At 70.0% G+C, this 11729-nt stretch carries 11 protein-coding genes; 8 read left to right on the forward strand and 3 right to left on the reverse strand.

What is annotated here, in order from left to right; all coding sequences use genetic code 11:
- Window positions 1-16: 16 nt before the first annotated feature.
- From WJM96_RS10095 to WJM96_RS10105, 3 genes are all read left to right on the forward strand, one after another.
- Window positions 17-2230, forward strand: coding sequence for a penicillin acylase family protein (locus WJM96_RS10095; protein WP_424812356.1), 2214 nt, complete (start codon window positions 17-19; stop codon window positions 2228-2230).
- Between the two features lie 88 nt (window positions 2231-2318).
- Window positions 2319-2714 (forward strand): hypothetical protein, encoded by a 396-nt coding sequence (locus WJM96_RS10100; RefSeq protein WP_424812357.1) that lies wholly within the window; start codon window positions 2319-2321, stop codon window positions 2712-2714.
- Window positions 2715-2757: 43 nt separating this feature from the next.
- On the forward strand, window positions 2758-3909 hold the full coding sequence (locus tag WJM96_RS10105) for a benzoate/H(+) symporter BenE family transporter (RefSeq protein WP_424812358.1): 1152 nt from the start codon (window positions 2758-2760) through the stop codon (window positions 3907-3909).
- Here the strand turns inward: WJM96_RS10105 and WJM96_RS10110 are convergent.
- Together WJM96_RS10110 and pobA are read right to left on the reverse strand one after the other, a co-directional pair.
- Complete coding sequence (locus tag WJM96_RS10110; RefSeq protein WP_424812359.1) at window positions 3898-4866, reverse strand: Gfo/Idh/MocA family protein; 969 nt, start codon at window positions 4864-4866, stop codon at window positions 3898-3900. The genes WJM96_RS10105 and WJM96_RS10110 overlap by 12 nt on opposite strands.
- Window positions 4856-6019: a 4-hydroxybenzoate 3-monooxygenase gene (gene pobA, locus WJM96_RS10115; protein ID WP_424812360.1), complete on the reverse strand. Its 1164-nt coding sequence runs from the start codon at window positions 6017-6019 to the stop codon at window positions 4856-4858. The genes WJM96_RS10110 and pobA overlap by 11 nt, the downstream gene beginning before the upstream one ends.
- Before the next feature lie 61 nt (window positions 6020-6080).
- On the opposite strand from pobA, the gene WJM96_RS10120 reads away from it, so the two are divergent.
- Window positions 6081-6707: a DsbA family oxidoreductase gene (locus tag WJM96_RS10120; RefSeq protein WP_424812361.1), complete on the forward strand. Its 627-nt coding sequence runs from the start codon at window positions 6081-6083 to the stop codon at window positions 6705-6707.
- Between the two features lie 29 nt (window positions 6708-6736).
- Here WJM96_RS10120 and WJM96_RS10125 read toward each other — a convergent pair whose 3' ends face one another.
- A complete protein-coding gene (locus tag WJM96_RS10125) occupies window positions 6737-7618 on the reverse strand; it encodes an alpha/beta fold hydrolase (RefSeq protein ID WP_424812362.1) in 882 nt (293 codons plus the stop codon).
- 168 nt (window positions 7619-7786) lie between these two features.
- Between WJM96_RS10125 and WJM96_RS10130 the strand changes: the two genes are divergently transcribed.
- The 4 genes from WJM96_RS10130 to sufD are packed head-to-tail and all read left to right on the forward strand — an operon-like array spanning window position 7787 to window position 11729.
- Complete coding sequence (locus WJM96_RS10130; protein WP_424812363.1) at window positions 7787-8245, forward strand: SUF system Fe-S cluster assembly regulator; 459 nt, start codon at window positions 7787-7789, stop codon at window positions 8243-8245.
- Between the two features lie 8 nt (window positions 8246-8253).
- Window positions 8254-9708, forward strand: coding sequence for a Fe-S cluster assembly protein SufB (gene sufB, locus WJM96_RS10135; protein ID WP_424812364.1), 1455 nt, complete (start codon window positions 8254-8256; stop codon window positions 9706-9708).
- Window positions 9709-10449, forward strand: a complete 741-nt coding sequence (sufC, locus tag WJM96_RS10140) for a Fe-S cluster assembly ATPase SufC (protein WP_424812365.1) — start codon at window positions 9709-9711, stop codon at window positions 10447-10449.
- On the forward strand, window positions 10446-11729 hold the full coding sequence (sufD, locus tag WJM96_RS10145) for a Fe-S cluster assembly protein SufD (protein ID WP_424812366.1): 1284 nt from the start codon (window positions 10446-10448) through the stop codon (window positions 11727-11729). Before sufC ends, sufD begins: the two co-directional genes overlap by 4 nt.

Here is an 11729-nt window from a genome sequence, read left to right on the forward strand (position 1 = left end):
CCTCGGTTTCGTGCTGATGCTGGTAGCCGTCCCGGTCCTGGCCGGCGCCCTCGTCTGGTGGACGCTTCCGCCCGGAAACACGGAACTGCGCGTTGCCGGCCTCTCCGCGCCCGTGAGCATCCAGCTCGACGAGGCCGGGATCCCGCGCGTGCAGGCGATGAACGAGCGCGATGCGGCGCTTGCCATGGGTTACCTGCACGCCCGCGACCGCATGTTCCAGATGGAGATGATGCGCCGCGGCGCGCAGGGCCGCCTCTCGGAGATCGCGGGCAGCGCCATGCTGCGCAACGACCGCTTCACCCGCCTGCTGGGCCTCAGCCAGCGCGCGGAAGAGGATTTCGCCACGCTCGACGCGGATACGCGCGCGATGCTCGAAGCCTATGCCGTGGGCGTGAACGCCTGGATCGCCCAGCGCGGGCGCTTCGCGGCACCCGAATTCCTCCTGCTGGGCGCGCCCGAATACTGGCAGCCCGCGCATTCGCTGCTCTGGGCCAAGGTGATGGGGCTCTGGCTCTCCGGCGACTGGCGCGGCGAGATCGAGCGCGCTCGCCTCGCCGGAATACTCCCCGCCGACCGCCTCTGGGACCTCTGGCCCGCCGACCGCAGCGCGGGGCGGCCGGATGTGGCGGCGTTGCCGGGGCTGGACCGGATCCTGGCCGCCATTCCCGTCTTCGGGGAGGACGCGCCGCTTCCCTCCAGCGCCTCCAACGCCTGGGCGGTGGCACGCGGCGCCTCGGGCAGCGCCATGCTCGCCTCGGACCCGCATCTGGGCTACGGCGCGCCCATCCTGTGGTACCTGGCGCGGATCGAGCTGCCCGAGGGGCGTTTCCTCGCGGGCGCCACGGCGCCGGGCACGCCGCTCGTCATCATCGGGCGGAACAACGACCTCGCCTGGGGCTTCACCACCACCCATTCCGACACGCAGGACGTGTTCATCGAGCCGGCGAGCGCCGCACGCGTCGTCCGCACGGAGACCATCCACGTGCGCGGCGAATTGCCCGTGACCTTCGAGGTCCGCGCGACGGCGCAGGGCCCGGTGATCTCCGACCTCGACGAGACGCCGCGCACCGATGGCCGCGTGCTCTCCGTCCGCATGGCGAACCTGGAGCCGGGCGATACGGCGGCGCAGGGTTTCCTGCAGCTGAACCGCGGCCGCCGCATCGCAGACGCGCGGGCGGCCGCGGCCCTCGTCACCTCGCCATCCCAAAACATGATGGTGGCGGACCGCGAGGGGCGGATCGCCATGTACCTCACCGGTCGCACGCCGGTACGTTCGCGCGGCGACGGCAGTGTCCCGCAGGCGGGTGATGCGCGTTGGACCGGCTTCATCCCCTTCGACGAGATGCCGCATGCCGAGAACCCGGAGAGCGGCATCCTCGTCAACGCCAATAACCGCGTGAGCCCCGAGGGTCACCCTGCCTTCCTTTCGCGCGAATGGTTCGGCGACTGGCGGTTTCGCCGCATCCACGCCCTGCTGGCCGAGCCCGGGCCGCGCGACGCCTCGCGGTTCGCCGCGATCCAGATGGACCGGGTCTCGCTGCTGGCGCGCGAGGTGCTCCCGATACTGAAGGGCCTGCCGCGCGGTAGCGGCACGCTCGGCGCGGCGCAGGCGCTGCTGGCAGACTGGAACGGCGAGATCCGCGCGGACCTGCCCCAGCCGCTCATCTGGAACGCCTTTCTCCGCCGCCTGCCCGCGCTGGCCCTCCGGCAGGCCGGCGTTCCCGATGGGCGGGGCGGCCCGGAATTCGCCCGCTTCCTGCTGACCGATCCCAACGCCGGCTGGTGGTGCGGCGGGGATTGCCTTGCCATGGCGGCGCTCGCGCTGGCGGAGGCGGTCGGCGAACTCTCCCGCCAGCATGGCGACGACCCGGCCGCGTGGCGCTGGGGACAGGTTCATCAGGCGCGGTTCGAGCATCCTGTGCTGCGCTTCGTGCCTTGGCTGAACCGCGCCGTCGAACTGGCCGTCCCGGCGGACGGCGACGACCAGACCGTGCAGCGACAGGGATTCCGGAATAGCGGAACCCTGGATGCCATCCATGGCGCGGGGCTGCGGATGGTGGCCGATCTCGCCTCGCCGGATGGGATCTACGCGATCGTCTCCACGGGGCAGTCGGGAAACCCCGTCTCCCGCCATTGGGGCGACCTGCTGCCGGACTGGCACGAGGGGCATCTGCGTCGCCTGACGCGCGAGCCCGACGGGGTCACGGGGCGGATCCGGCTGGCGCCATAGGCTAAGAGACCTCCCATCATCGGAAGGGCCGATTGGCAATGGCGGGTGGCCGTCACGCATGCTCGACCTGCCATCCAGGGAGGTCGTCATGTCCATGATCCGGGCCAGTGGCCTCGCCGCCGTCCTCGCGGGCCTCGCCGCCCCGGTGATGGCGCAGGATTGCAGCAGCCGTGCCACGCTCACACGGTACATCGTGACACCGGGCAGCGCGGGCTACGTCTATGATGTCCTGGTCGAAGGGCACGTCACGGGCGGCCGGACCCTCACGGTCACCATGAGCGCCTCCGGCTTTCCGCCCGGCGTGACCCTGCGCCCGAACGCCAACATCAGCTTTCCGCGAACTGCGACCCTGCGCTGGACCTTCGGCACGGGGACCCTCGCCACGCTGAACAACGTCCTGCTGACCAATTCGGACGCGCCGGCGACCGGGCCGGTGGTCCGCATCTCGAATTGCGTCGTGCGCGGGGGCGCCGTCACCCAGTAGCGTCGGGGTGGCCCGGCGTCCCGGTCGGTGCTAGGCGCGCGACATGTTGCAGCCTGTCCTGCTCGGCCTTCTCGCGGCCTTCGTCGGCTTTGCCTCCTCCTTCGCGGTGGTGTTGCAGGGCTTCACCGCCATGGGCGCCACGCCCGCGCAGGCGGCCTCCGGCCTCGTGGTGCTGTGCTTGCTGATGGGCCTGCTGGGCGGCGCCTTCTCCTGGGTCTGGCGCAAGCCGATCTCCATCGCCTGGTCCACGCCGGGCGCGGCGCTGCTGGCCGCGAGCGGCGCTCCGGCCGGCGGGTTCTCGGCGGCGGTGGGGGCCTTCATGGCGGCCTCGGCCCTGGTGGTGCTGGCCGGGCTCTGGCGCCCCTTCGCCCGCGCGGTCGAGCGCATCCCGCCCGCGATCGCCGCCGCCATGCTGGCGGGCGTGCTGCTGGACCTCTGCCTCGCGCCCGTGCGCGCCGTCGGGGCCATTCCCCTGCTGGCGCTGCCGGTGGTGCTGGCCTGGGCGGTGATGCTGCGGCTGCAGCGGCTCTGGGCCGTGCCGGCGGCGGTGGTGGTCGCGGTGGCCGTGCTGCTGCTCGGCCCCGGCCTGCCGGGCGGCGGGGCCTGGCACCCGCCGGAGCTGGTCTGGGTGACGCCGAGCTTCGAATGGGGCGCCATGATCGGCATCGCCCTGCCGCTCTTCCTCGTCACCATGGCGTCGCAGAACCTGCCCGGCTTCGCGGTGCTGGCGGCGAACGGCTACCGCATCCAGATCCGGCCGGTCTTCCTCGCGACAGGCGCCGGCAGCCTGCTCGGCGGCTTCGCGGGCGGGCAGCTCGTGAACCTCGCGGCCATCACGGCGGCCCTCTGCGCCGGGCCCGAGGCGCATCCGGACCCGGCCCGACGCTGGATCGCAGGCGTCTTCGCCAGCATCGGCTATCTCGGCTTCGCGCTGATCGCGGGCGTGGCGGCGAGCGTCGTGGCCGCCGCCCCGCCCCTGTTGATCCAGGCCGTGGCGGGCCTCGCGCTGCTGGCCTCGCTGGCGGGCGCGCTCTCCATCGCGCTGGGGCCGGAGGAGATGCGCATCCCCGCCATCGTGACCTTCGTGGTGACCGGCTCGGGCCTCAGCGTGGGCGGGATCGGCCCCGCCTTCTGGGGCCTGATCGCCGGCGGGGCCCTCATGATCCTGCTGAAGCCCCGCGCCTCAGCGGGCTGAGGCCAGGATCCCCTCGACGGCTTCCTGGATCGACAGCGCCTCTTCCAGGCTCGCCAGCTCGGTCTCGCCGCCGCGCGCCAGGACCGCGAGCTTGTCGATCTGCCCGCCCAGCGTCAGAGGACGCATCTTCTCGTTGGGAATGGCATCGGGCGCGGCCTTCCAGGTCCCATCCGCCTCCAGCTTCTCGGCGAAGGACCAGTTGCGCAGCCGGATGCTGCCCTTGGTGCCCACGAAGGTCGTCAGGTTCCGTTCGTCGTCCGCCGTCGTTCCCACCGAGCCCTTCAGGGAGACCGGCACGTCCCCGGCCCAGATGCGCGCGCTGCACGCGGTCTCCGAGCCATCGCCCTCGGGATAGGTCGCGCTCGCCTCCGCGAGCTTCAGCGGCCCGCCCCAACGCTGCGCCAGGAACAGGAAGTGGGAGCAGACCTCGCGCGTGAAGCCGCCCTCGGCGCGCTTGGAAAGCCAGGAGGCCGCGCCCTTCTGCCAGCCGCGCGGCCAACCCGCGAACTCGGCCTCGATCTCGATGCGCTCCAGCCGCCCGATCTGCGGCCGCCAGGCGCGCAGCTGCGCGATGGAGGGCGAGGAGGCCATGGGGAAGTTCACCGCGGCCGGCTTGCCCTTGGCCCAGGCCACGAAGGTCTTCGCGGCGGCGACGTCCGAGGCGAGCGGCTTCTCCAGGAACAGCGCCTTGCCGGCAGCGAGCGCGGCCTCGCCCAGCGCAATGTGGGAATCCGGCGGCGAGGCGACGTAGACCGCATCGGCCGCCGCGATGACCTCGGCGGCCGAGCCGCTCATGGCGAGCGCGCCGGTGATCCCGGCCAGCCGTTCCGCCGCCGCGGGCGAAGGATCCCACACGGCGACCACTTCCGTCCCCGCATGCTCCAGCGCGACGCGGATCAGGCGCTCGCCCATGATGCCGAGGCCGATGATGCCGAGCTTGAGGCGGTCAGATGTCATAAGGCAGTCCCACATATTGTTCGGCCAGCGTGGTGCGCGCGGCGTCGGAGTGAACCAGGTAGTCGAGCTCGGCGACCTGTACGCGGTGCTCGAAGGGGTCGTTGTCGCTGTAGCGGTGCAGCATCGCCGTCATCCACCAGGAGAAGCGCTGGACCTTCCAGATGCGCTTCAGGCAGATCTCGCTGTAGCGGTCCATCAGCCCGGTGCCGCGGCCCGCGAAGAAGTCGGTCAGCGCGGCGGCCAGCACGCGGACGTCGGCCACCGCGAGGTTCATGCCCTTGGCGCCCGTCGGCGGCACGATATGCGCCGCGTCGCCCGCCAGGAACAGCCTGCCGTAGCGCATGGGCTCGGCGACGAAGCTGCGCATGGCGGTGACGCCGCGCTGGATGATCTTCCCCTCGTTGACGCCACCGAGGCGCGTGCGGAGCGCCTCCCAGATCCGCTCGTCGGGCCAGAGCGCGAGGTCTTCGTCCGGCGCGCATTGCAGATAGAGGCGGGAGAGCGTGTGGCTCCGCATGGTGGCTAGCGCGAAGCCTTCCTCGTGCCGGGCGTAGATCAGCTCGTGGCTGACGGGCGGGGCCTCGGCCAGAATGCCGAGCCAGGCGAAGGGATAGATGCGCTCGTAGATGCGAAGCTCTTCCGCCGGGATGGCCTCGCGGCAGATGCCGTGGAAGCCGTCGCACCCGGCGATGATGTCGCAGTCCAGCACATGCTCGCCGCCCTCGCCGCGCCAGGTGATGCGGGGGCTTCCGGCGATGTCGTGGACGCGCACGTCCTCCACCTCGAAATGCAGCGGGCGGCCGGTCGCGAGCCGCGCGGCCACCATGTCCTTTACCGCCTCCTGCTGTCCGTAGATGGTGACGCGCTTGCCCGTCAGCGCGTGCATGTCGATGCGGTGCGAGGCGCCGTCGAAGCGCAGCTCCAGCCCGTCATGCGCCAGGCCCTCTCGCAGCAGGCGGTCGCCGAGCCCGGCCTCGACCAGCGTGTCCACGCTGCCCTGCTCCAGCAGGCCCGCGCGGATGCGCCCCTCGATATAGGGGCGCGAGCGCGCCTCCAGCACCACGCTGTCGATGCCCGCGCGATGCAGCAGCTGGGCGAGAAGCAACCCCGCGGGGCCAGCGCCCACGATCCCGACCTGAGTCCGCATGGTCATCCCCGCTACCTTTGCCCGCCCGAATGGCGCAGATTGTGGCATGAAACAACGGGGGTGACCCATGGACGCCAAGCGCCGCATCGACGTGATCTCGGACGCGATCTGCCCCTGGTGCTGGATCGGCAAGCGGAACCTGGACACGGCATTGGCACTTCTGGGCCCGGAGGCCGGGAACTTCGAGGTCCATTGGCGCCCCTTCCAGCTCAACCCCGAGATGCCCGCGGAAGGCGTGGAACGCGCCAGCTACCGCGCCCAGAAGTTCGGCAGCGAGGAGCGCGGGCGGGAGCTCGATGCCCGCGTGGCCGAAGCCGGACGCGCCGTGGGGCTGGAATTCCGCCACGACCTGATGCTGCGGACACCCAATACCGTGAACGCGCACCGCCTCATCCAATGGGCCGGCCCCCGCCAGCATGAAATGGCGGAGGCCCTGTTCCGCGCCTATTTCCAGCAGGGCCAGGACGTGGGCGACCTTGCGACGCTGGCGGAAATTGCTTCCGGCCTCGGCCTCGACGCCGCCGAATTCCTGGACGGCGAGGAACTGGCCGAGCAGGTCCGCGCCGAGGACGCCTATTTCCGCCGCATCGGCATCCAGGGTGTCCCGAGCTTCGCACTGGATGGCCGGGTGCTGTTCAGCGGCGCCTATCCCGCCGAGCACATCGCGGATGCGCTAAGCCGCAAGGCGGCTTAGCTTTTCAGCCAGGGCCTCGGGCCTCGTCGCTAGCGGGCAGCGATGATCCCGCCCGCCTGGCTGGCCGGGATACGCGTCCGCCAGGCCCCGCTGTCCACCGCCGTCGCGAAATCCAGCACCGCCCGGTTGAAGGCATCGGGCTCCTCGATGTTCATCGTGTGCCCGCACTTGGGCAGCACCGCGAGGGCCGAGGTCGGGATCGTGCGCTTGAGGTAGATGGCGGGCTCCAGCGTCGGGTCGTCCTCGTCGCCGGCCACCACCAGGGTCGGCACCGTCAGCTTCCGGAAACGCTCCTCCAGGTCGAAGAGCGAGGGGCGCTCGCGCTGCACGCCCAGCATGGTCAGCGCCGAGCCCTCGGGCGAATGGCGCTCCATTCCTTCCGCGAACTCGGCATAGCCGCGCGGGTCCTTCTCTTCGAAGATCAGGCGCGTCGGCCCATGGGTATAGGCGCGGGCGAAACTGGCCATGCCCTCCGCCCGCAGCTTGGCCACCGAGGCGTCGAGCTCCGCCTGGAACTGGGCGCGCTTGTCCCGCTCGGCGCCATAGCCGACGCCCGCGGCCGTCAGGCTGCGCGCCAGGTGCGGATATCGCAGGCCCAGGTGCAGCGTCGCGAAGCCGCCCATCGAGAGACCGACCACATGGGCCGGCGCCAGGTTCAGCCCGCGGATAATGGCGGCGATGTCGTCCGTCGCGCGGTCCTGGCCGTAGGACCTTGCGTCCTTCGGCACGCCGCTGGGCGGGTAGCCGCGCGCGAAATAGGCGACGCAATGGTAGCGCCGGGCGAAGAAACGCAGCTGCGGCTCCCATGAGAGCGCGTTGCCCGCGAATTCATGGACGAACACCATCGGCGTGCCGGAACCGGCCTCGACATAGTGCAGATCGACCCCGTCATCGGTCCGGATGCTTGGCATGTGCCCTCCATTACAGGAGGGCAAGACTGAGCCCGCGGACGGGGTACGGCAACCCAGCCATGCGCTGATGCGAAAGGTTTTTCCGCCGAAATCATGACTGAACGCACCCCGGGGGCTTCAAAGGGGACACCAACGGTCCTATTTGGAGGCTATCGCAGGAGACGGGCGGTGTTGAAGCTCTCCAGGTTGACGGATTACGCGGTGGTGGTGCTGTCCCGCATGGGCCAGTCCGACGCGCCGCTGCTGAGCGCGCCCGGCCTCGCCGCGCGCACCGGCCTGGCCGAGCCCACCGTGGCGAAGGTCCTGAAGATCATGGCCCAGTGCGGCATCGTCGAGGGCATGCGCGGCGCCCGCGGCGGTTACCGCCTCAGCCGCCCCCTCGCCGAGATCAAGCTCTCCGACGTCATCGTCGCCTTCGACGGGCCGATCGCGCTGACCGCCTGTGTTGACGGCGGCTCCGGCGGCTGCGACAGCGAGCACCTCTGCCCCGTGCGCGGTCGCTGGGATCCGGTGAACCGGGCCATCCGCGATGCGCTTGCCCAAATTTCCGTGGCCGACCTGGCCGGCGGCGGCTGCTCCGGCAGCTTCCTGCCGCATGCCCCCGGCCATCACGTAGCCGCCGAGTAGGAGCGTATATGCCTGCCGACACCGAAACCCTCGAAACCGTCCAGGCCGCTCAGGACAGCGGCTATAAATGGGGCTTCGAGACGGACATCGCGATGGAGTTCGCGCCCAAGGGCCTGAACGAGGAGATCGTCCGCTTCATCAGCGCCAAGAAGGGCGAGCCGGAATGGCTGCTGGAATGGCGCCTGAAGGCCTTCGCGCATTGGCAGAAGATGGAGGAGCCCGACTGGGCCGCCGTCAACTACCCCAGGATCGACTACCAGGACGCATACTACTACGCCGCGCCCTCCAACAAGACCGCGCCGAAGTCGCTCGACGAGGTCGATCCCGAGCTGCTGCGCACCTATGAGAAGCTCGGCATCCCCGTGCACGAGCAGGAGCGCCTTCAGGGCATCGCTGTCGACATGGTGTTCGACAGCGTCTCCGTGGCCACGACCTTCAAGGACAAGCTGGCCAAGGAAGGCATCATCTTCTGCTCGATCTCCGAGGCGGTGCAGAACCATCCGGAGCTGGTGAAGCAGTATCTCGGCAGCGTGGTTCCGCCGGGCGACAACTTCTTCGCCTGCCTGAACTCGGCCGTCTTCACCGATGGCAGCTTCGTGTACATCCCCAAGGGCGTCCGCTGCCCGATGGAGCTCAGCACCTATTTCCGCATCAATGCGAAGAGCACGGGCCAGTTCGAGCGCACGCTGATCATCGCCGAGGCCGGCAGCCATGTGAGCTACCTCGAGGGCTGCACGGCGCCGATGCGCGACGAGAACCAGATGCACGCCGCCGTGGTCGAGCTCGTCGCCATGGACGATGCGACGATCAAGTACAGCACGGTGCAGAACTGGTACCCGGGCGACGCCAACGGCAAGGGCGGCATCTACAACTTCGTGACGAAGCGCGCGGCCTGCCGCGGCGCCCGCAGCAAGGTGAGCTGGACGCAGGTCGAGACCGGCTCCGCCGTCACCTGGAAGTACCCGTCCTGTATGCTGCTCGGCGACGACAGCGTGGGCGAGTTCTACTCGGTCGCCATCACGAACAATTTCCAGCAGGCCGATACCGGGACGAAGATGTGGCACGTGGGCAAGAACACCCGCAGCACCATCGTCTCGAAGGGCATCAGCGCGGGCCAGGGTCAGAACACCTATCGCGGCCTCGTGAAGATTAGCCCCAAGGCGAAGGGCGCGCGCAACTTCACCCAGTGCGACAGCCTGCTGATCGGCGACCAGTGCGGCGCCCATACCGTGCCCTACATCGAGAACCGCTGCGCCACCGCGAAGGTGGAGCACGAGGCCACGACGTCGCGCATCGCCGAGGACCAGCTGTTCTACTGCCGCAGCCGCGGCCTGAACCAGGAAGAGGCCGTCGGCCTCATCGTGAACGGCTTCTGCCGTGAAGTGCTCAAGGAATTGCCGATGGAGTTCGCCGTGGAAGCCCAGAAGCTTCTGGCGATCTCGCTCGAAGGGAGTGTTGGTTAAGTGTTGAAGATCGAAGGCCTGACCGCCGAGGTCGATGGCAAGCCCATCCTGAAGGGCATCGACCTGGAAGTGCCGAAGGGCGAGATCCACGCGATCATGGGCCCGAACGGCTCGGGCAAGTCCACCCTCTCCTACGTGCTGAGCGGGCGCGAGGGCTACGAGATCACGGCCGGCAGCGCGACCTACAACGGCGCCGACCTGCTGAGCATGGAGCCCGAGGAGCGCGCAGCCGCCGGCCTTTTCCTCGCCTTCCAGTATCCGGTGGAGCTGCCGGGCGTGGGCAATGCCAACTTCCTGCGCACGGCGGTGAACGCCGTCCGCAAGCAGCGGGGCGAGGCCGAGATCGACGCCATGGCCTTCCTCAAGCTCGCGCGCACGAAGCTCAAGGCGCTGCAGATGTCGGACGACGTGCTGAAACGCAACGTCAATGTCGGCTTCTCGGGCGGCGAGAAGAAGCGCAACGAGGTGCTGCAGATGGCCCTGCTGGAGCCGACGCTCGCCATCCTCGACGAGACGGACAGCGGCCTCGACATCGACGCGCTGAAGATCGTGGCCGATGGCGTGAACGCCATGCGCGGCCCGAACTTCTCCTCCCTCGTCATCACGCACTACCAGCGGCTGCTCGACTACATCGTGCCGGATCGCGTGCACGTCCTGATGGGCGGGCGCATCGTGAAGTCCGGCGGGCCCGAGCTCGCGCTGGAGCTGGAGGCGGAGGGCTACGCGAAGGTGGCGGCATGAGCGCCCCTTCGCCCAACGGCGCCGCGGGCTTCCTCGCTCGCTTCGAGGGGCTGCGCGAGCATCTCCCCGGCGGACGCGTGCCCTTCGTGGCCAAGCTGCGCGCCGAGGCGGCCGAGAGCTTCGCCGCTTCCGGCCTGCCGCATCGCCGCATCGAGGCCTGGCGCTTCACGGACCTCTCGGCCGTCGCGGCCGCGGGCTTCTCGGAGGCGCTGACGCTGGCCGCCGAGGCCCCCGCCTTGCCCGCGCGCCGCGCGCCGCATCGCGCGGTCTTCGTGGATGGCCGCTTCGCGGAAAACCTCTCGGCCCTGCCCGAGGGCTATCGCTGCTTCCCGCTCGCCTCGGCGCTGGGCGATGCCGAGTTCCTGCTGGGCACCGTCGCGCAGAAGCTGCCCCTGGTCTCGCTCAACACCATGCTCTTCGAGGATGGCTTGGTGATCGACCTGCCGGCCGGCACCGAGGGCGGCACGATCGAGCTGCTGAGCATCGCGAGCCATGCCGCACGGCCCATCGCCTTCCATCCGCGCCACCTCATCCGCCTCGGCGCCGGCGCCACGCTGACGCTGCTGGAGACGAGCATCGGCCCGGCGGAAGCCAGCTACCTGCACAACCCGGTCTTCGAGATCCAGGTCGGCGAGGGTGCGACGCTCTCCCACATCCGCCTGCAGCGCGAAGGCCGTTCGGGCTTCCAGCTTTCCACCGTCGAGGCGGCGGTGCAGGCGGGCGGGACCTATGACAACTTCACGCTGAACGCCGGCGCGAAGCTGGTGCGCAACGAGATCCACGCCGCGCTGCTCGGCCCCAAGGCCGCCTGCCATATGAACGGCGTGCAGCTCGCGGGCGACGGGCAGCATGCCGACACCACGACCTTCCTGGACCACGCGGCCCCGGATTGCGCGAGCCGGCAGACCTACAAGACCGTGCTGGCCGGCAAGTCGCGCGGCGTCTTCCAGGGCAAGATCCTGGTGCGCCAGGCGGCCCAGCGGACCGACGGCTACCAGATGAACCAAGCCCTCCTCCTCTCCGAGGAAGCCGAGATCGACGCCAAGCCGCAGCTTGAGATCTACGCCGACGACGTGAAGTGCAGCCACGGCGCCACCGTGGGCGCGCTGGACGAGGCGCAGCTCTTCTACCTGCGCGCCCGCGGCATCCCGGCCGAGCAGGCCCGCGCCATGCTGGTGCAGGCCTTCCTCACCGAAGCGGTCGAGGGCGTCACCGACGAGATGGCCCGCGACGCGCTGAGCGAAGCGACCGAGGGCTGGTGGGAACGCGAGGCAGCCTGA

The organism is Roseococcus sp. YIM B11640 (assembly GCF_049727625.1).
GTDB lineage: Bacteria > Pseudomonadota > Alphaproteobacteria > Acetobacterales > Acetobacteraceae > Roseococcus.